Annotated in this window: 15 protein-coding genes and 2 pseudogenes; 2 read left to right on the top strand and 15 right to left on the bottom strand. The window is 53.2% G+C overall.

Translation table 11 applies throughout. The features are described 5' to 3' along the window. The 4 genes and pseudogenes from PKO01S_RS29490 to PKO01S_RS25755 all read right to left on the bottom strand — a co-directional run. A pseudogene (locus tag PKO01S_RS29490) lies at positions 1 to 543 on the bottom strand (sugar ABC transporter substrate-binding protein); the annotation flags it as partial. Positions 544 to 669: 126 nt separating this feature from the next. Next, positions 670 to 2,214, bottom strand: a complete 1,545-nt coding sequence (locus PKO01S_RS25745) for a response regulator (protein WP_127534314.1) — start codon at positions 2,212 to 2,214, stop codon at positions 670 to 672. After that, positions 2,207 to 4,024 (bottom strand): sensor histidine kinase, encoded by a 1,818-nt coding sequence (locus PKO01S_RS25750; RefSeq protein WP_127534315.1) that lies wholly within the window; start codon positions 4,022 to 4,024, stop codon positions 2,207 to 2,209. The genes PKO01S_RS25745 and PKO01S_RS25750 overlap by 8 nt, the downstream gene beginning before the upstream one ends. A 5-nt stretch (positions 4,025 to 4,029) precedes the next feature. Beyond that, a complete protein-coding gene (locus PKO01S_RS25755; protein ID WP_164779774.1) occupies positions 4,030 to 5,562 on the bottom strand; it encodes a response regulator transcription factor in 1,533 nt (510 codons plus the stop codon). A 351-nt stretch (positions 5,563 to 5,913) separates the two neighbouring features. Here PKO01S_RS25755 and PKO01S_RS29495 point away from each other — a divergent pair. After that, positions 5,914 to 6,378: pseudogene (locus PKO01S_RS29495) on the top strand (NucA/NucB deoxyribonuclease domain-containing protein); the annotation flags it as partial. Continuing rightward, on the top strand, positions 6,361 to 6,681 hold the full coding sequence (locus tag PKO01S_RS29500) for an excalibur calcium-binding domain-containing protein (RefSeq protein ID WP_246070742.1): 321 nt from the start codon (positions 6,361 to 6,363) through the stop codon (positions 6,679 to 6,681). The pseudogene PKO01S_RS29495 and the gene PKO01S_RS29500, both read left to right, overlap by 18 nt. Before the next feature lie 114 nt (positions 6,682 to 6,795). Here the strand turns inward: PKO01S_RS29500 and PKO01S_RS25765 are convergent, their stop codons facing one another. From PKO01S_RS25765 to PKO01S_RS25815, 11 genes are all read right to left on the bottom strand, one after another. Next, positions 6,796 to 8,262: a DHA2 family efflux MFS transporter permease subunit gene (locus tag PKO01S_RS25765; RefSeq protein WP_246070741.1), complete on the bottom strand. Its 1,467-nt coding sequence runs from the start codon at positions 8,260 to 8,262 to the stop codon at positions 6,796 to 6,798. A gap of 121 nt (positions 8,263 to 8,383) precedes the next feature. Beyond that, complete coding sequence (locus PKO01S_RS25770; RefSeq protein WP_127534317.1) at positions 8,384 to 8,809, bottom strand: DUF6157 family protein; 426 nt, start codon at positions 8,807 to 8,809, stop codon at positions 8,384 to 8,386. 136 nt (positions 8,810 to 8,945) lie between these two features. Then, a complete protein-coding gene (locus PKO01S_RS25775) occupies positions 8,946 to 9,734 on the bottom strand; it encodes a Nif3-like dinuclear metal center hexameric protein (protein WP_127534318.1) in 789 nt (262 codons plus the stop codon). Between the two features lie 165 nt (positions 9,735 to 9,899). Beyond that, entirely contained in the window at positions 9,900 to 10,781 is an 882-nt protein-coding gene (locus tag PKO01S_RS25780) for a TolB family protein (RefSeq protein ID WP_127534327.1), read from the bottom strand. 155 nt (positions 10,782 to 10,936) lie between these two features. Next, positions 10,937 to 12,850, bottom strand: coding sequence for a beta-N-acetylhexosaminidase (locus PKO01S_RS25785; protein ID WP_127534319.1), 1,914 nt, complete (start codon positions 12,848 to 12,850; stop codon positions 10,937 to 10,939). A 20-nt stretch (positions 12,851 to 12,870) separates the two neighbouring features. Next, positions 12,871 to 13,698: a carbohydrate ABC transporter permease gene (locus tag PKO01S_RS25790; protein WP_127534320.1), complete on the bottom strand. Its 828-nt coding sequence runs from the start codon at positions 13,696 to 13,698 to the stop codon at positions 12,871 to 12,873. Continuing rightward, positions 13,695 to 14,573, bottom strand: a complete 879-nt coding sequence (locus PKO01S_RS25795; protein WP_127534321.1) for a carbohydrate ABC transporter permease — start codon at positions 14,571 to 14,573, stop codon at positions 13,695 to 13,697. The genes PKO01S_RS25790 and PKO01S_RS25795 overlap by 4 nt, the downstream gene beginning before the upstream one ends. A 114-nt stretch (positions 14,574 to 14,687) precedes the next feature. Next, a complete protein-coding gene (locus tag PKO01S_RS25800) occupies positions 14,688 to 16,013 on the bottom strand; it encodes an extracellular solute-binding protein (protein WP_174818614.1) in 1,326 nt (441 codons plus the stop codon). A gap of 132 nt (positions 16,014 to 16,145) precedes the next feature. After that, positions 16,146 to 17,702 carry a response regulator gene (locus PKO01S_RS25805; protein WP_127534322.1) on the bottom strand — a complete coding sequence of 519 codons (1,557 nt, stop codon included), beginning with the start codon at positions 17,700 to 17,702 and terminating at the stop codon, positions 16,146 to 16,148. Beyond that, entirely contained in the window at positions 17,699 to 19,459 is a 1,761-nt protein-coding gene (locus PKO01S_RS25810) for a cache domain-containing sensor histidine kinase (protein ID WP_127534323.1), read from the bottom strand. The genes PKO01S_RS25805 and PKO01S_RS25810 overlap by 4 nt, the downstream gene beginning before the upstream one ends. A gap of 117 nt (positions 19,460 to 19,576) precedes the next feature. Continuing rightward, the gene (locus tag PKO01S_RS25815; RefSeq protein WP_127534324.1) at positions 19,577 to 20,290 is read right to left on the bottom strand and encodes a GntR family transcriptional regulator; all 714 of its coding nucleotides are present in this window, start codon (positions 20,288 to 20,290) and stop codon (positions 19,577 to 19,579) included. Positions 20,291 to 20,337 lie beyond the last annotated feature (47 nt).

A 20,337-nucleotide genomic window follows, 5' to 3' on the forward strand; every position in this document is an offset into this window, starting at 1 on the left:
GAACGTCGTTACAAATTCACCTTGGTATACGCCGTAGTTAGGCAGCCAGTAGATGTGGCCGTCAGCTGGATCTTTCATTTGCTCCCAAACTTTAGCATAGTGCTCTTTCAGACGCGGAGCGTTTTGCTCGATCAGGTCTTCCAGCGGAATCATTGCTCCGGCATTTACCAGCTTAGGATTAGCTGTGATGATGTCCGGGTAGTCGCCGCCAGCGATCATTACGCCGAGCTTTTGCTCGATGTCGCCTACGAGGTACTCCTCTTTCATCGTTACGCCGAGCTCGTCTTTAATCTTTTTGTAGATCTTGTTGTCTTCGTTCGGAATTGGACCTTGAGCACCGATGAATGCCGAAATCGTGATCGGTTTTACCTGCTCAGCGGCTGGATCTTTTGCCGTATCCGTTCCCGTATCCGTCGTCGTGGTAGCGGTTGCATCTGCTGGCTTAGGATCTTCCTTCTTGTCCGAACAAGCAACCAACAAAGTGCCGAGTGTCAGAACAGTGGCCATGCTCAGCATAGCCGATCTTTTTACGTTAACCCCCATGCAATGTCCCTCCTTAACTTTTACGGAACTGTTTATGAAGTATCTAAAGGTGTTCCGTACCCTTTTTATTATCTACTTTTTGAATACGGTTACAATTCACGTATTATAGGTTAACCCCCCCGAAAATTATGAAACAACGGGGGGATTCGACACGTTCGTGAATTCTGTCGGCTTAGAATGAAAGCGCTTTTCATATTCTTTCAAAAAATGGTTATAGTGCGAATAGCCTACGCTTTCCGCGATATCGACCATCTTGCGCTGAGGCTCTGCCTGCATCTGCTGTCTAGCATCCTCGATACGCAAATCGTGCACATACTCCAGGATGCCGCGGTCGTAGCGCGCTTGAAACGCCTGGCCTAAGTAAGACGGATTCATGAAGAAACGTTCCGCGAGGTCCTTGACCGTAATCGATTCGCGGTAATGATCAAGTATATATTTCTCCGCTTCCTTAAGCGGGTGCTTGCCTCTCTCTTCCCTTTTCTTGACCAGCTCGTCAATAACATCGATAGCAAAACGGTTGAACGTATCGAACCGGTTCTCCAGATCGTTCATTGCATTCATGGAAGCTCCGCGCTCCTCCCATGTTCTGAACACGGCGGACGTATCAATATCCGATTCTTTCAACAGCAACAGGCAGCGGTAGACGAGATGCTCGATGAACGAGACGATCCACGCCGGATCAACGCGCCGCTCGCGGAATAGGACTTTCATCCGTTCAATCTCGCCTGCGAGACGGGACTTATCGCCCCATTCCACCGCCTCCAGCAACACCTGATTCTCCCAGCATCCGTTAAGCTCAGACGAAGCCAAGCCTGCATCTTCCTGTGCATAAAGAACCAACTCGCTGCCGGATGTCTCGAAGAAAAAGTTTTTCATGCATTCGGATGCGGACCAATAGGATTTCCTTATATCAGATAGCTCATGCTGCGGAAGACCGACAGAAATACGATATTGCGAAGCCGACAATAACCGCTGCAGTTCATCAATAACAAGCTGCGAGTCTCCGCTGCCTTGCTTCATTCCATGCACGAGCAGAAACGTGCTTGCGCTCTGAACAAGCACATAGAGATGCTCGAATTCCGACGACAGCTGCTTGATCGGCAACCCGATCGACTCGTCCCCGCTCCATTCCAGCAGCATCACACGCCATTCCCCGCACTGCCCGGACAACGTCTGAACGAGTGCGGAATCCGCTTCCGTCAGTAAAGGGCTTTCATTTCCGATCAGCCGATGCATCACTTCCTCTGGATGCTCTCGTCCGTCTTGACCCTGCTCGACAGCCACGCGGCGCTCTTCGTCCAGCTTGTGCTGGATATCGGTCATAACAGCAGAAGCTTCGCTTGGGATAATCGGCTTGAGCAAATAATGCGCAACTCCGCTCCGCAGCGCCCGCTGTGCAAATTCAAAATCACTGTACCCGCTGAGCACGACGAAATGAATTTTATAATCGGTTAGTTCGTTCGCCCGCTCAATCAGCTCCAATCCATCTACAGCAGGCATACGAATATCGGTGAAGACTACATCAGGCTTCAGTTCCTGAATCGCCTGAACGGCTTCCTCCCCATTCTCGCAAGTGCCGCATATTTCGAATCCGTAGGCTTCCCAATCGATAAACAGCTTTAACCCTTCAATAGCGAGAGGTTCATCGTCGACTAACAAAGCTTTATACATTCGGAAGCTCTCCTCTCTCTAGAAATTGAGCGCGAATCGGCATTCTAAACATCACTCTCGTCCCGCTGTCCGGCTCGCTGTCGATCCGGAAGTCGACCCTGTCGTCATAGTACAATCGGAGCCGCTGATAGACGTTGCGCAACCCTATGCTTTCACCGTTGCTTCGCGGTTCCCGCACCAGCTCCTTAATGGCGCCGAGTTGCTCCGGACTCATGCCGATGCCGTTATCTTCAACTTCGACGATCATATAGGCTGAAACAATTTTGACATCGATCCGAATTTGGCGCATGCCCTTGACCGCCTGAAGTCCATGCTTGCAAGCATTCTCGACAAGCGTCTGCACACACATCTTCGGTACCGGCAGCCCCTCTGCTCCTTCATCAATCCGTATCGTATAGTCGAACCGGTCGGAGAACCGGAATTTCTCGATTTGCAAATACATTTCGGTAAAATGAAGCTCCTCGCGCAAAGGCACCAAATCCTCGGACCAGTCAATCATCCGGCGCAGCAGCAGCGATAAGTTGCGAATAATTTCTGTTATATCCTTATACTTATTCTTGGCGCTGACGACGAGAAGCGCATTAAGCGTATTAAACAAGAAATGAGGATTCATCTGGCTTTGCAGCAAATTCATCTCGGCCCGTACGCTCTCAAGCTCCAGATCCTTCTTCTGGATCTCCAGCTCATACACGTCATGGATAAGGGAATGAATTTTCGTCGTCATCATATTGAAGCTCCGGATGAGCCCGCCGATCTCATCCTTGCCTTCCATCGTCTCGATCAAGTCGAACTTGCCGTTCTTTACTTTGGTCATATGGCGCAGCAGACGTTTAATACGGTCATTATACGAACGGAGAATAATAATAATTAGCGCCGTTGGAACAAATGTGCTTACAATGCCGACTACCCAAATAAATTTCCTCGACTCGAACAGTGCTGCAGAGATACGATGCGGGTCAGCCGTGCCGATAAGCTTCCAGCCTGCGAAATAATTGGCTTGACCGAGCGGACGTTCGAATACGAGCGAATTGCCTTCGTCTGCCGACTCATTTTCCTTATATATAGGGAAAGCTTCATTGTCGTTAAGCCTCGGTTGGTTGGTAGAGAATACGATTCTGCCGTACGGATCAATGAGCGACAAGTCCAAGTCCAGCTTATCCTGATTAATTAATTGATCGATCCGGCCAATGCTAATATCGATCTTCAGCCATTTCTGGTACGAGCTGTAGATCGGGTACTCGTTCATTTCGCGTACGACGCTGAAATATGTTTTCTTCTTCTCCGCGTTCATCGGGCTAGGCTCTCTGTGCACGAGCAAGCCGATCGGCCCGCCGACTTGCTGCATAAGACCGTACCAGACGCTGCTGCGGATACTGTCGGACAAGAAGAAATAGTTCCCTCCGCTCTCGATCGTCGGGTTATCCGTATAGACGCCGATGGTGTCGACATAAGGATAAGCGGACAGGAATGGCGTCATTTTATCCCTCAGGCCTGAATTAAGCGATTCGTAATATGCGACTGTATCCTCATACTGCGCATCAAGCTTCTCATAAAACGAACGGTCGACCGATATCGAATGGCTAAGCGTCACTGCACCGAGAAGAGTATCCCTTAGTTCCTTGACGGCCCGGTCCATCGTAATCTGCAGGTTCCGCTCTTCTCTTACTTGTATGTTGCGGGATACTTGTTCGAAGAACATCACATTGATCGATATGATCGGGATAAGCACGCAGAGCAAATAAATAAGGCTAAACTTGTAGTTCAGCGAGATGTCATTTACTTTGCGGAACAGACCGGAAAAAAGGCGCATTCGAATTATGACCCCCGTTTTGCTTGGTTTTTGTACGCGGAGGGCGGCATGCCGGCAATCGATTTGAATTGGCGGGAGAAATCTTCCGCGTCGGAGAATCCGACATTTTTGGCGACTTCCGCAATCTTCATATCGGTGCGGCGAAGCAGCGACTTCGCCTCCTCAATTCTTGTCGTGTTAAGAAATTCATGAAAGGAGACACCGGTTTCCTTCTTGAACAATTGCCCCAGATAAGCCGGTTGATACTGCAGTTCCTCTGCCAGATCACGCAATTTCAACGGCTTGCGGAACCTCTCTTTTACAATTCGGACCGCTTCGGCGACCATGGGCTTCTTCTCCGAACGGCCCAGTTTCTCGGACGCATTCACGCACAAACGGACAAGTGTGGACTGAAGTTCGCGTATGCCTGCATACGGCAAAGCCGTCGAGACGGTGTTCGGGCTGCGGTCCATCTCTGTATCGGAGGACGGATATCGGCGAAGCAGCACGACCGACAGATCGGAAGCAATAGCGCGCGCGACTGACGGAGGAGTCCCTTCGCTGTACAAACGGGCGAATAAACTGTCCACCGCCTCTGTAATGGACTGCGGGTCTCCGGACTCCATGAATCTAACCAGTTCGTCTTCATAGTCCATGACGATTGCGGGAACCGGCTCATCACTGTCCGAGTGCGAGACACCGTACACTTCCTCCGCCAAGAGAACCGTTCCAAACGGACGATTGTCCCTTAACTGAACAGCCTGCTCATACAGCTTGTGCATATAGGATGGTCCCAATCCCCAATCGCTCACATACAACCAGACATCCGCAGCCGCGTGTTTAGCGATGTTCGCCCGCAAATTGGACAGGACATTAACAACGTTAGCAGGTTTGCCTGCAGCGATAAGTCCGGTTCGGCCGATTCCGTCGTCGAACGGGAACAACAACATGTCCGCGCCTCCGGCGGTAACATCCTCTATTGCCCGTTGCACAGACTCTCTATGGTCCGCAAGGCGCTCTTCCGCGAGAATGACGCATACTTCGGTATCCGGTCCGATTCCTAGACGGTTCGCGGCTTGCTGCGCAATGCCGGACGATTCCATTCCTTGCACAAGCATCGTAAGCGAGTAACGGGCGAACGCCAGCTTCTCGTTTGCTTTTGCCAGCGCCGCCTGACGGTGCTTATCCAGATCGGCGCGAAGCTTCCGCAATGCCCGGTCGAACTCCTCGGAATCGATCGGCTTCAACAAATAATCCGTCGCTTCATAACGCATAGCGGTATGCGCATAGCTGAAATCGCTGTAACCGCTCAATACGATAAAATGCGAATCGGAATTCAAGCTCTCCCGCGCTTGCCGGATGAGCTCAAGTCCGCTCATAACGGGCATCCGAATATCGGTAACGACCAGATCGGGACGAATCTGCCCGATTGCTTGCAGCGCCTCCTCGCCGTCTCTCGCTTCACCGCATATTTCGAATCCGTGTGTCTCCCAATCGACCAACAACTTCAAGCCTTCCAGTACTAAAGGTTCATCATCGACAAGAAATACTTTATACAAGAAACGTGTCTCCTTTGCTAGGTCGTTCACCGTTCGCCTTCTTCGTTCTGCCGCCGGCTGCATAATGCACAATAGCCGCTCAGGATAGCGCTTCCACGAACGAAATTCATGTGCGATTTATGCTCTATTATTTTTCATGATACCATAACCGCCGCCGCAAGCGACAGGTGATCCTATGGGAGCATGTGTCTGCAGAAGCACTACACGAGCCTCATGGAGCAGAACGGCGTCTGTTATTTCACCTCTCCGCAGCAGGTCCTTCCTATAGTAAAATAGGTGAGACAACATCAGAAGCAAGGGGCTGAAGCGACAGTGTTTCGAAAGATTATTCGGCTTATTCTCCCGTTCATTATGCTGCCGGCAAGCTGGCGGCGCATCCGCAAGACTGCCCGTATCATTGGAGTCGTGTGGACAATTGTTCTAGTATGTGCAATAGCGGTTTCAATCGCATCATGCACGCCAGCCCGTCCCGCCGCTAATCCGGATCAAGAAGGCTACGACGTTAGGATCGTGTTTCCGTCCGACCGTTACCCGGAGACGGCTGGCCATATTCGGGACGCGATTGCACAAGGCGAATCTCCTGTCTGCACAATCGATAGAAACGAAGCCGATGCCCATCGGAAAGCTTCGCTTGAAGGCATTCCGACCAAAAAAGGCTACGACCGCGACGAATGGCCGATGGCGATGTGTGCCGAAGGCGGGGATGGCGCCGATATTCGCTATGTAACGCCAAGCGATAACCGCGGAGCGGGATCTTGGATCGGCAATGAGCTCGATTCTTATACCGACGGCACAAGAGTGCTGATCGTCGTCGAAGGCGCAGACGGACCTTCGGAAGCTGGCACTTCGGCAACGGCCGAATCTGCGAAGCAGCAAAGCGTACAACCTGACCAAGATTCGATTACTGAGGATAGTATAAACATCAATACAAGCCCCGATGCAAACGCCGATTCAAGCGGCAGCTCAAGTTCTGGATCCAGCATCGGCCCCGCCCAGCCGGATATTACATACCGCAATTGCACCGCTGTCCGGGAAGCGGGCGCCGCACCGCTTCACCGGGACGATCCCGGTTATAGTCAGAAGCTCGACCGCGACGGCGATGGTGTGGCTTGCGAATAAAGGCTGCTGAAAGGCTTTTAACCGAATCTTCGAGAAAAAGGACCTCAGCTTCCGCTTGACTGCGGAAATTGAGGTCCTTTACTGTGTAAACCAAGGGGCGTCCCTGATGATCGGTTATCCCATCATCTCGTTCATCGAATGCTCCGGCGATGCAGCCGGTGCTGCTTTGAGCTTACGCAAAGTGACGCCTAACAGAAGTCCGAGCACCGCTATTCCGGCCAAAATCATATACGTATCGCGGAACGCATTGCCCATCGCCTCCGTTGCCGGCGTATTCCCGCCTGCGGCGTAATGGTCCGTTCTGCTGACCAACAGCGTGGTCAATCCCGCTACAGCGAACGAAGTGACAACTTGCTGGGTAGCGCTCGTGAGCGATGTCACGCGGCTCACTAAGTTTGGCGGCGCAGATTGGATCAGATACGTATTGAGCGGCAGGAACGACAACCCCATCCCCATGCCGAGCATCGCGCGCGGGAACAGAAATGCCCAGGCGCTCTCATCCGGTCCGATGCGGGAAATCAAATACGCGCCGACGGTTACGAGCGTTAATCCGACAATGAGGAGAGGACGGGCGCCGATCCGGTCGTACAGACGGCCGCCAACCGGCATGAACACGGCAGCCGCCAGCGCTTGCGGGAGCGTCCATAGGCCGGCATGGAATGCGTCCATTCCCATCAGCCGCTGCATGAAATACGGAATCATAAAGATAATGCCGAACATGACGAACTGCAGCACCCACTGTACGATAATTCCCCGGGTAAACAGAGAAGAACGGAACACGCGCAGCTCCAGGAGCGGCTGCTGCTTGCGAAGGAGTTCTACTGCAATGAATGCGAGCAGCGAAGCGACTCCGACCGCAATACCGATAATCGTCCGGTCCGACGACCAGCTCGTGCCCCCTTCCGTAATGCCGTACGATAATCCGGCAAAGGCCAAAGGTCCGAGCACGACACCCCAGAAGTCGAGCGCAGCGGCCGAGCTGCTTGGAAGCTTCGGCAATTGCAGGATGCATAGGATGACGCCAACAACACCAATCGGCAAATTAATAAGGAAGATCCAATGCCAACTCACATAGTCGACAAGATAACCTGCGATGATCGGACCTGTAGCCGGGGCGAGAAGGATCGGAATGCCCATCATCCCCATAATACTGCCGACCTTCTCCGGAGGGCTGATCCGGTACGTTACGGCGAATGCGATCGGTACGACCATCCCGCCGCCAAGTCCTTGCACAATGCGGAACGCGATCAATTGCTCTGCTGTTTCGGCCAACGCGCACAGCAACGAACCGATCGTAAACAAAATGAGCGAGACGATAAAAACCTGCTTGGCGCCGAATCGGTCGGACATCCATCCCGCGAGCGGAATAACGGCAGCTTGCGCGAGCGCGTAGCCAGTAATCGTCCATTGAACGACCGTCAACGAACGGTCAAAATCTTTTCCCAACGTGGGCAGGGCGACATTGACAGCTGTCGTGTCCAGAATAACCATAAAAATGCCGACGATAATCGCAATCAACGGGCCGACAAGGCGGACCGGGCTTGCGGGCTCCGATCCGAGTCCAGGTGATGTCGCAGACAATAGGTTCTCCTCCCAATGGCGGTTATGGTTCCCGAATCGAACCGCCTTTCTATTAGACGATGAGATTGTATATCATGAGGAAAACTTTGGCAAGATTCTGCACCGCCGCAGCATGTTAAACTTACGCTCTCCGGTTCCGCATGGCAGCCAGTACCCGAAGACCGCCTTCTCCGCCGTCTGCATAATAACGGTACGCTTCCGATTCGAGCGGCACGATCGCCAGCTTCCCTTCGGCATTGAAATGAAGGCCCCAGCCATACCGCTTCGGCAGCATCGAGGCTCTCATACAAGCTTGCGGCTTGCCGAAGAACGATTGTCTAAGTTCTTCCCCGCGCTCGGCCAGTTCATCGGGCGAGAATTGCTGCTGCCGGACGAATACCTCGTACATAAGCTGCTCCTGCGTGTAATGATAAGGCTGCTCTGATGCAAGCTCATATTCGATACCCGCCTTCGTCGGCCCGGACTTGCGGCCAGGAGGGACGGTTCCCGTCTCAACCGGGCAGTCGGCTGATGCTTTAATGAATGTGTTGTAGTAGTTCCACTCCATATTTAGCTCGAGTCCCCCATCCGTGCAACCATGAAGACAGGTCGCATTATTTTCCTATATTATACAACACTATCGAAGCGGAACCAAAGAAGCGCCCCGCCTATTCGACGGAACGCTTTACAATAAAAGCATAAGACTAGACGATCTGGAAGAGCGGCTGCTCCTCGATATAATGCACCTTCACGCTAGCGAACATCGTCCGCAGCTGCTCGGCGAACATGCGCATGCCAGGCACTTCGCTCTCCGCATGTCCAAGCACGATCAGCGCTTTCTGCCTTCCTTGCTGGACGGCATCACGAATATATTCCGGCGTCTCCCACTCTTGGCTTTCGCCTACGATAAGCAAATCCAGTTGTTCAGGATGAACGAGAGGAATTGCAGTCGCGGCGCCGCCGCGGTAGCCGACGAGCACGCCAGCGCGCTCGCATGTCATGTTCAGTTCGCCGATGACACGAATATAGCCGATGCCCAGTGACGCCTTAATATGCGCAGCGACGTCTTGCAGCGTCATAGGAGGCAATTTCAAGATCGAGGAGATTGGATGATGCTTCTCCACATAATTGGTCCATTTCAGCTCATCGATCAGCCCTGCCGTAATGATATCCGGATTTTGGAAATGTACATGATCATGATTGCGGAAAATCGCAACGCCCGATTGCTCGATCAGCCTCAGCTTATCCAGATAGACAGGATCCTCCATCAGTTCCCCAATCGGATTGAAATGACTGTAGTAATGCGCCTCATGCGGGATGAGCAAGTTCACGCCCAGCTCAGCCGCCTTGGAAATAACCTGAACCGTCGGCATGAATGCGACGCCAATGCCTGTTACTTCATCGGACGGGTTGCCGCCCGTCAGCTTGTCGACCGTATGAGCAAGCCCTGTACCCGACAGCCGGTCTATAACATCCTGTATCGTTATTGCCATTGATGTACCCTGCCTTCAACATAATGTAGGTCGTCTCTTACCACATTAAATAGTCGGTGGCGTTTTTTGTCAACCTATACGTTGAACCTCCGCAGGGAGCCGGCTCGTATCGATGCGGACCGCTTGATTTTGTGCTGGCAGGCTATGCTCTTTGCTGTTGTTGGATTAAACAATCCGATAGCTAACGAACGCAAGCCTCTTGCCGTCCGGCGACCACGAGTTGACGTTGATCGTGCCTTGCCCGCCGAACAATTGGACGAGCGTACGGAATTCGCCGCCGCTGCTTGGCATGAGCCTGATCTCGACATTGCGGTTGGCCGGATGATCGCCAGGGGCGACATCGCCCTTCCGGTACGTCAAATAAGCAACGGTCTCGCCGTCCGGCGAAACATGCGGGAACCAATTGTTGCTCTCGTCGAACGTCATCTGCGTCTGTTCACTGCCGTCCGCGTTCATCCGCCACACCTGCATGAGACCTGTCCGGACAGAGTTGAACCAAATGTGGCGGCCGTCCGGCGAATATTCCGGCCCGTCATCCAAGCCAGGGGTATCGGTCAACTGGACTTCCAAGCCGCCTGTTGCGGGAATGGTATATATATCATACTGACCGCCGCGCTCTGCACAGTATACGAGCGTACTGCCGTCGGGCGACCAGCCGTGCAAATAGCTCGGGCCGAGCGGCGTAATGAGCTCCGGCCGGCCGCCGCTCGTTGGAAGTACATAGATGCGCGACTTGCCGTCCTCCCTCGTATGGTGGCTGACCGCAATATGCGCGTGATCCGGCGACAGCACGTGGTCGTTATTGCAGTGAACCGCGAAGCCGGAATCGATCTCCTTGCTCTCCCGTGTCGTTATATCAAATGCGTACAGCCGCCCTTGCCGGTTATAAATAAGCTTATTGCCGTCCTTCAGCCAGTTCGGCGCTTCAATCAGCGCCTGAAATTCGGCTATTACGGTACGTTCGCCGGATTGAACGTCCACGATCTCTAAATAACTGATGACGCTGCTGCCGCCGCTATCCTTGTGTTGATCCTCTGCCGCTTCCATCGGTCTGTTCATCCTCTCTCTACGCATATTCTTCCTCATCATAACGCCGTGTCCGCCCAGCCCGCAATCGCTTTCTTCCCTACGGATTCGCGAAGCTGCAGACGTCAAAAAAAGCCCGAAGCATGGTCCATTAGGACCGTCTGCGGGCACTTCGTTTAGAATGGATTCACAATATGGTAGAACACGTTCGGCGATGCCATTCGGTAATAATAGCTGCACCAGCCAAGCCCGCGGTTGTTGAAGCGGTTGGCCGAGCTATACACCAGCCTTTCCTGCTCCAGCTCCTCAATCCGGGCGATTCGGCCGTCTGCATAATCGAGCAGCCGCACCGATGCCGTCTCCAGCCGATTCACAACGCCGCCGTACCGGATGTCCAGCACTTCCCAGCCGAACGGCTTGAACGTACGAAGCCATAATGCACGGTGTACGGCACGCAGCTGGCCGACTGCCTCTGATATGGCCGGAAGCTCCACCTTCGCCATTCGGACAAGCGCTTCGAGGTCGCCGCCATCGTAGGCGGCTTTCAGCTTGATGCCGATCTCGCTCTTTAACTTCAGCACGCCGCATAGCTTCTCCGGTACGTCGAATGCTTCGTCCTGGCGAAGCCCTGCCGTCCTGCTCTGCTTGATTCGTTCCCCCAACTCTGCGTAGTGCGCATCGAGCGGAAGCCCTTCGATCTGCTTGTCGAACAGCCCAAGCAGCACGTCTTGATACAATAGAAACTTGGACGGATTGCTCTGCTTCCGGTTGTCCGGCTCCGCGCCCGGCGTTTCGTCCAAATGCTTCAACAGCAAATACGTATCCGCATCGATGCCCGTACAGAACTTCACGCGCTCAGCAATCTGCTCCCATGCCGGCTTGCCGGATGTGTAGGCATGCTCCGCATAGAGCTGCAGACCGAGCATGGCCGCAAACGGATTGCCCTCGTTGCCGTCATCGCCCCACATCGTCGCATACACTTCATCGATGCCTTGCTCCTTACACACCTGAAGCGCCGTATCCGATGCACCGAGCGACAAGCCATAGTTGACGCCGAACGTATTGAATATCCATACGGCACCGGCGAATACGAGCCGATTGCCCAGCGGCCGGTGGGCCGCAATAAGCTTCTCGTACACCTCACGCTCAGTGTTTACATAATCCCAGTACACCATATCGACGCCGCGCGGAATACGGGCCGCCATATCGTCCGGAATCGCCGTGTCCGTGTCATAATATTCTCTGCCGTCCGCTGAAGCGAGCTTCAGAAACATATCGCTCCACATCATCGGCTGCAAGCCGCGGCTGCGAACGGATTCCAGCACTTTGTTCAAGTGCGCCGTCATGATGTTGAATCGTTCGGTATATCCGTTCCGGTCCAAATATTTGCCGCGGCCCAGTTCTTCCGCTTCATCCATGCCGATATGGATTTTACGGCTGCGGAACGGTGCTGTCGCCGTTTCGACCATTCGTTCAACGAGCTGATCTGTACGCTCATCCCCGACGAGCAGCGCGCCTTTCGTATCCTTATAATAGGAGACCGGCTCCCACTTCAGAAATTCCTCCAAATGCGCAAGCGTCTGGATGCTCGGGAACGCTTCGATGCCGAATTGATCGGCATAATCGTCAATTTCCTTCAATTCCTCTGGCGAATAACGGCCGCGCATATAACCGAAATACGGTTCAACTTCAATCGCGTACGTATCCTCCATATACAGCATAACGGTATTCATGCCCATCAGCGCCAGCATGTTGAGCATCCGCTTGAAGCTGTCTACTGTTAATACGGCATTGCGGGACAGATCAAACATCGGCCCGACTTGGGCAAAATGCTGCTGTTCCTTCATATTGAAAGGTTGTCCGTTCCTTGCATGCTGCACGAAAAGCCCAAGCGCCCGGTAAAATTGATGTTTGTGCTCGTACCGAATATACGCTTCGCCATCATCCAAGCCTGCCGCAAGTCCGCTGCCAGAGCGCTCGACCCGGACAAGCAAGCCTTCCTCCCGGCTTACCGTAATGCCAAGCGCCGGAGTCAGCGCCTGTATGCCAGGCAGCAAATCCGTGATTTCCCCATCCAACCGAATCATCATTCGGGATGTTCCTCCCCTCGCTAGCCTTTCACGGCGCCCGCGATCATGCCTTGCATAATCGATCGCTGGAAGATCAGATATACGATAATCGTCGGAACAACCGCCATCGCCAATGCCGCCATCGTCAATTGATAATCGGTCATATAGCCGGTAGCGAACATTGAGAGACTTAACGGCAGCGTTTTTAACGCCGGCTTGCTAATAAAGACGAGCGCGAATGAGAAATCGTTCCAGAAGCGGAGCACAGCGAGAATCGCTACGGTCGACAGTGCCGGAGTGGACAGCGGAAGCATCATCCGCAAGAAAATGCCCCAATAGCCGATACCGTCGATGAAAGCCGCTTCCTCGATTTCTTTCGGAAACGTGTTCATATAAGCTTGAATAATGAATATGGCAATCGGCAGCTCGAACGCGACATAAGGCAGGATGAGCGCACCGTACGTATTCAACAGATGGGTCTGATTCATCATAATAAACAATGGAACCAGCGTGCTGTGAATCGGAATAAGCATGCCGAGAAGGAACAATCCCATGACAAGCAGCTTGAACCGGAATTGGAAGCGGGACAGGACATAAGCCGCCAACGCTCCGATCGCCAGCGTAAGGACGAGCGACAAGGCCGTTACGATAATGGAGTTCAGCATGCTCGTTCCCATATCGGATATTTTCCATGCTCTGGAGAAACTGTCCCAATGCCACTTCGTCGGCAGTTGGAACGGACGGGAGTAGAACTCCTCGTTCGACTTCAGTGAACTGATGAACAACCAAATGAGCGGATAAAGCGTAATAAGCGCGTAGATGATCATGAGGCCGTTCACGATCCCGCTTTTCGTTCGGCGCAGCATCATAGACGGTCACCTCTTTTCATCAGATATTGGCTGCCTGCGACAAGCAAAAGGCTGACGATGATGATCGTGGTCGACACTGCGCTGCCGTAACCGTAACGGTAGATCGAGAAGGTGTTGTTGTACATATAGGACGCGAGCAGCTCCGTCGAATGCGCAGGGCCGCCTCCGGTCATCACATAGATCAAATCAAACGCTTTCAAGCTTCCCGAAATACATAGGACGACCGCAACCTTAATCGTGTCCCAGATGAGCGGCAGCGTGACGGAGAACAGCTTGCGGGACCCTTCCGCCCCGTCAATCTTCGCCGCATCGTCCATGTCGCTGCCAATGTTGTTAAGCGCAGCGATAAACATAATAAGATAAGGACCGATGTAATTCCAAATAATTGGCACCATGATCGAGTACATGGATACGTCCGGATCGGACAACCACTGCTGCTTCCACGATCCAAGTCCAATCGAATCAAGCACGAAATTCAATACGCCAATTTCCGGATGATAAATGTAACCCCATATAATACCGACAACGACGGATGACAGCACCATTGGCATAAACACCGCGCTCCGAATGAACGTATGAAGACGCGAGCCTTTCATCAGCAGCAGCGCCAGCACAAGAGCGATAGGCACTTGGCCGAATACGGATGCTGCGACGATGAGCATATTATTTTGGAGAGACTTCCAGAAGACGGGGTCCTGTATAACCTCCGCGTAGTTATCGAACCCGATGTAAGTGGCTTTGCCGATGCCTTTCCAATCATAGAAGCCATAATAAGCTGACCATAAGATCGGAAGAATAACGAATGTGACGAATAGCAGCAGTGCGGGGAGAAGCCCTACCGCTATGAACGCTCTTGTGCGGTTGGCAGAATTCATATCATTCCCCTCCCTTTCATTCATGATAACGATGTAGATGATGTTGACGATAATGACGGAATTGAGCGGCTCCGTTCCAACGGAAGAGCGGAGCCGCTCATGAGCTTCGTTGCGTTATTTGCTGTCGGTTTGGACCGCTCTTGCCTGCGCTTCTTGAATCTTCTTCGCGATGGATTCCGGCTTGCCGCCCATGAGTAATTCTTGAAGACCATTGTTCACTTCATCAGCCGCCGCGGAACCCAGCACACCGTCATAGACCGGCGTCCGATTCACGGTGTTGACCAGCTCGTACACTTTGGCGAAGATCGGCGTCACTTTGCTCGTATCCAGATCAACTTTGTAGCTAACGAGCTGATTGCTCTCAAGCACGCGTTTCTGTGCATCAGGACCTGCCATTGCATACATGAGCTCGTACGCCGCATCCTTCTCTTCAGCCGTCACTTTGTTGCTCATCGCAATACCGGTTCCGACGACGCCGGAAATCGTGTTCGGATCACCCTTACCATCCGGCATGGACGGCAGCACTGATGCGCCCATCTGAGCCATCGCCTCTGCGGAAGCACTCGTCGCCAGATTCGTCAGCGCCCAACCTCCGTCGATCATCATAGCTGCTTTGCCTTGTGCAAAATATTGCTCCATCTGCGTATTGTCCATCGCGTTAAAGCCTGCTGGGAATGCCCCTGCATCGCCGAGCTGCTTCATGTAGCCGAGCGCCTTAACGAATTCCGGATCCGTAAATTTAGCGCCGTCTTGAGCTGCCGCCTTCAAGAACCATTCCGTTCCGGTCACGCGGTCTGCCAACGAGCTGAAAATACTCGATTGTGCCAGCCAAGCGGCCTTGTTGCCAAGCGCAATCGGCGTCATTTTATTGCCCTTCAGGACGTCGACCGCATGGAGAAGCTCGTCCCATGTCTTCGGAACTTGCAGGCCATTTTGCTCCAGAATCGATTGATTATAGAACAGGATCGAAGTCGGAGACAGCGCGATCGGCGCACTGTAGATGTCGCTGCCGACTGTGAAGCCGTCGAACGATCCCGGCAGGAATCCATCCTTCCATTCCTTCTTGCTGTCCAGCAGTTCATTAATCGGCTGAATCAGATTGCCCGCTTGGAACTCCTTCGTCATGACGCCCGGCCACATAACGAACAAATCTGGCATCTCGTTCGCTGCTGCGACTGTCTTCAGCCTAGTACGGTAGCCGTCCGGCGGAATGGCTTGCACATCGAGCTTAATGTCGGGATGGCTGGACTGGAATTGCTCGATAATCGAACGCATCGTCTTCGCGCGTTGATCGTCTCCGGAATAGTTATGCCAGAGCGTTAGCGTTACTTTATTTTTGCCGCCTTCTGTTTTCGTTTCATTATCTTTCGATCCGCAGCCAGTCAATGCGAGCGACGCTGCAAGTGCAAGGGTAAGAAAAACGGTTGCTTTCTTTTTCATCATCATTAGAACCCCTCCTGGTAATTGAAGATTGCCTTTGTCTTGGTGTCTGAATGAGTGGGACAATTTCAGTATAGAGGCAGCCAAGCTTTAGAGGCAGGGGACAATCTTCAGCTTGAGGGTAGACATCGATCAGGTATTGCTCCGGAATTCAGAAGGTGTCCGTCCCGTCGACTTCTTGAACAGCTGGCTGAAATATTTGACATCCTCGTAGCCGACAAGGCCGGCAATCTCACTAATCTTCGCCGGCGTTCGCTCGAGCAGCTCCATCGCCCGGCTCATCCGCTCCTTCGTCACGAACTCGATGTAAGTCGTACCGGACTCGCGCTTAAATATTTCACTGAAGTGGTTCGGATGAAGATGAACATGCTTCGCGACCTGCTGGAGCGTCAAGTTTTTGTCCAGATTGTCCCGGATATACAGGACTGCCCGCTTCACATAAGGAACCCGCTCGCCGCTCACATTGTCCCGATACAGCTCCATTACCGCATTCAAGGCAATAAACAGCGCCTCATCAGGTTGCTTCGTATAATCGATCCGTTCCGGCTGACGAACCAACTCGCCTTGCAATGGCTGCTCTCCAGGTGACTGAAACATTCTCTCCAGCCAGCGGTGACTGGAAATGATGATGGATTGGATATACGCTCTCAAGGAGTCGGGCGTAACCCTGGCATCGGCTAGCTGGCTGCCGATCACAGCCTTCACCCATCTCCGCAGTTCAATGACGCTGCCGCTCTTCAGAGCGGCGACCAGCTCCGCCTCCTGCTCTTGCGAGCACACGGTCGACCCTCCCTTGCGTTCATAGACGTCCTCGTAGCCAACCCAGCCTTCCTCTCCTTCGATCAATCGATAGGAGAATGCCAGCGATGCTTCTTCGTACGATTGCTTGATGCTTCCCCAATCGTCAACCCAAGAGCCGAAACCGGCGAATAGCCTGCACTTCAGCTTGCGGCTGACACGTCCGAGCATATCCTGCAGCGATTGCCGAAATGCTGCAGCTGTAATGCTTGTACGGTCCCGGCTCAGTATGAGCAGCACGCAGTCTTTGCGCAGCAGGATCTCGCAAGCAATGAGTTCCTGCACCATATTGGCTACCGCAAAGTGAGCAAGCTGTACGTTGTAGAGGCCGTCTCCCCAGCCGGAGGCAGCAACGATAACGACTTCATAGGACGCTCCTTCCCGGGATAATCCAGGGAGCAAGCCGTGCACCGCTTCCGCCGAAGGCGAATCCGTACCGCTCGCCGTCAGCAGCCGCTCCAGCAGTTGGTCACGCAGGACAGCGCGTGAACGGATATCCTGCGCTGCCGCTTCGCGCCGTGCAAGAATTCGCTGCTTCGCTTTCATGGCCGCCATAATAATTTCTTCCGGCCGGCTCATCTTAAGCAAGTAATCGCTGACGCCATCGCGAAGCGCTTGCTGAACGTATGCGAACGTATCATAGCCGGTTAATATGATCACTTCTGTATCCGGGAGCCGATTCTTAACCTCTGCCGCAAGCTCCAAGCCGCCCATCCCGCCCATTTGAATGTCCGTAAGAACAATATTCGGTCGTTCTTCCTCAAGGCGGGACATCGCTTCTTCCGCGGAAGAAGCCGGGGCCAGCAGCGTAAATCCTAGATCCTGCCAATTAATGACGGTACTTAAGCCATTGCGGATAATAACCTCGTCGTCGACGATTAGCAGCTTCATCTTTCCACATCCTCCGTAACAGGCACGATAAACTGAATCCTTGTACCGACGCCCTTCTCGCTGTCGATTCGAAGTCCGGCATCCGCGCCATAATGAAGCATCAGCCGCTGATGAACGTTGCGCAGACCGTAACTTTCACGCGGCGGCTGCCCCGGGCCTTCAGGAGCGTTCAATGATCGAATAAGCTGTTGCAGCTTCAACGGCTCGATCCCAACGCCCGTATCTTCCACCGTAAACACCATCAAAGCGCCTTGCATGCTCGCATTGACGCTGATCGTTCCTCTGTCCGCCTTCTTCTGGATGCCGTGTACGAGCGCATTCTCGATCAACGGCTGCAGCAGCAGCTTCAGCATCCTGGCGCTGCGCAGTTCAGGGTCCACCGTAAACAGCATGTCGAACTTGTCGGGATACCGTATCGCTTGAATGCCGGCATAATGCCGCACATGCGCAATTTCCTGATCAACGGTGCAGTATTGCTCCCCTTTATTCAAGCTGAACCGCAAAAAATCACTCAGGCTGCCGACCATCTCAGCCGTCTTGTGGTCCTGATTCATCAGCACCATCCAATGAATAGACGAGAGCGTATTGTACAGAAAATGAGGATTGATTTGCGCCTGCAGCGCCATCATATCGACCCGCACCCGCTCTGCCTCCGTCTGCTTCACCTGTTCGGTCAGCCGCTCGATTCGTCCGCTTAGACGATTATAGCTGCGGACGAGCTGTCCGACCTCGTCCATCGACTCGACCGGATAAGTGCGCATCGGCATTTCAGGGTCTGTATTTTTCAGAAATTCGGACAGCATCCGAAGCGGATGCGTCAGCCTTTGTACGAAGAACATGACGAGCAGCGCGATGATGAGCAGAGCTACGCCGACCGCAATTGCCGTCAAGGCGAGCACATAACGGTTCTGAGACCGGTATTCAGCAGACGGAATAATGCCGAGCAGCTTCCAGTTCGTTCCGTCCAGCTTCATATAAAGAACGGTTTTGTCGGTTTCTCCGCGATAGGAGATCGCCCTGGACTCACCCGCCAGCGGCTTCAATCCCGGCAGAACGTCATCGAGCTTCACCGGCTGCGGATCGTACGAGCTGGACAATATCCGGTTATCCGCATCCAGAAGCACAATCTGTCCTTCTCCTTCGATGCCGGAATTGCGCAGCATCTGGGCAACGACCGCTTCATCCAGACTAATGACCAGCCTCCCGATCGTCTTGAACGTGCTCGTACTGCGAATCGGCCGCAGGAACGAGAACACCTGCTTCCGGCCGGCTGCCGTATGAATGTTATAACGCGGCGACCACCAAGGCGCTGTCCACTTCGGCTCATTCGGATGATTAGCCGATAAGTCCGGCAATTCCGTCCGGAAGATCGTGAGATTCGCAATCGGATTCGCTTGACTGCTCGGATAAATCGTAATGTCGGATATATATGGCTTGGAATAGACCAGATTGGATACGAACTCAATCATGCGCGTCTGCTGCCTTTGCGCCTCGAACACCGAGCTGTTGAGATAGAGTTGAACATCCTTGTTGCCGATTAGAAACAGAGACATATTCTCAATGTCCTTCACTATAAACGCCAAGTTCGTGCCGATTTGCCCGAGTGTGCTCATACCTGATTGCTTCGCTTTCTCTTCAGTCAGCTTGGAGGCGGTTAAGTAAGAGAACAGTCCGAGCGATATGAGCGGCACCAAGACCGAGATCAGCAGAAGGAACGTAATTTTCCGTTTCAACGACCTCAGAAGCCAATGCTTCATGACGACCTCGCTTTCCGACGCTTTGTCTGTCGCTTAGTGTGATCTTATTATTGGGAAAATAAAACTCCCTGTACGCTGCGTTCCGAGCGTAAGGGAGTCCATCAACGGCTTAACCGGTTATACATCGTAATTGACGACATAAGGATGCCGTTCGGTATTATAATAGCCGACGCTATATTCCACCAGATCGCCGCTCTGGTCATAAGCGAAGCGCGAACGCTTCAGCAGCACGGCAGACAGGCCCACGCGCAGCGCTTCTGCCACCGCTTCGGGCACAGCAGCCGCGGCGAACTCGTCGCGGTAGCGGTCCGGCACGACATCCTGCTCTTCAAGCCAGTCATACAGCGATTGGATGTGCAGCTCATCAGGCGCCGAATGGACGAGCGATGCGGACAAATAATGCGTGTAATGGATATACGGGTCGCCATCCAAATGATACAGCCGCTGGATTCGGACGCTCCGTGCGCCGAATAAACGGTACGCTTCCGTACCGGCTTCGTTATCCACTGCTTCAGCCGACAGCAGTTGCTTGCGGATGTGACGTCCCTCATCCACGAGCACTTCCGTGAACCGTTTCAGCTTCGACAGCTTAGAGGTGGACGTATTGCGGATGACCTTCGTCCCTTTGCCGCTGCTTGTCTCCAAGTAGCCTTCCTGAACGAGCGCCTTGATCGCATTGCGCACCGTAATTTTGCTGACTTGGAACTCCTGCTCGAGCAGCGGCTCGGACGGAATGTTCGTCTCGACCGGGTATTCGCCGTGTAAAATACGGTCCTTCAGAATACTCATCACTTGCATGTACAACGGTCTTTTGTCCCGGACCAACTTCATGCGTTATCCCTACCTTTGTACGTCGCCTGCCGATTCGGTCATGGCTC

The sequence above is a fragment of the Paenibacillus kobensis NBRC 15729 genome (assembly GCF_004000825.1).
Taxonomy (GTDB): Bacteria; Bacillota; Bacilli; order Paenibacillales; family Paenibacillaceae; genus Paenibacillus_T; species Paenibacillus_T kobensis.

Coding starts and splice junctions, on each gene's coding strand:
- PKO01S_RS25750 (WP_127534315.1), bottom strand. CDS start 4,024: ATGCGCCTTTTTTCCGGTCTGTTCCGCAAAGTAAATGACATCTCGCTG.
- PKO01S_RS25775 (WP_127534318.1), bottom strand. CDS start 9,734: ATGGCAATAACGATACAGGATGTTATAGACCGGCTGTCGGGTACAGGG.
- PKO01S_RS25780 (WP_127534327.1), bottom strand. CDS start 10,781: ATGGAAGCGGCAGAGGATCAACACAAGGATAGCGGCGGCAGCAGCGTC.
- PKO01S_RS25795 (WP_127534321.1), bottom strand. CDS start 14,573: ATGAATTCTGCCAACCGCACAAGAGCGTTCATAGCGGTAGGGCTTCTC.
- PKO01S_RS25800 (WP_174818614.1), bottom strand. CDS start 16,013: ATGAAAAAGAAAGCAACCGTTTTTCTTACCCTTGCACTTGCAGCGTCG.
- PKO01S_RS25790 (WP_127534320.1), bottom strand. CDS start 13,698: ATGATGCTGCGCCGAACGAAAAGCGGGATCGTGAACGGCCTCATGATC.
- PKO01S_RS25805 (WP_127534322.1), bottom strand. CDS start 17,702: ATGAAGCTGCTAATCGTCGACGACGAGGTTATTATCCGCAATGGCTTA.
- PKO01S_RS25810 (WP_127534323.1), bottom strand. CDS start 19,459: ATGAAGCATTGGCTTCTGAGGTCGTTGAAACGGAAAATTACGTTCCTT.
- PKO01S_RS25770 (WP_127534317.1), bottom strand. CDS start 8,809: ATGGAGTGGAACTACTACAACACATTCATTAAAGCATCAGCCGACTGC.
- PKO01S_RS25745 (WP_127534314.1), bottom strand. CDS start 2,214: ATGTATAAAGCTTTGTTAGTCGACGATGAACCTCTCGCTATTGAAGGG.
- PKO01S_RS25815 (WP_127534324.1), bottom strand. CDS start 20,290: ATGAAGTTGGTCCGGGACAAAAGACCGTTGTACATGCAAGTGATGAGT.
- PKO01S_RS25785 (WP_127534319.1), bottom strand. CDS start 12,850: ATGATGATTCGGTTGGATGGGGAAATCACGGATTTGCTGCCTGGCATA.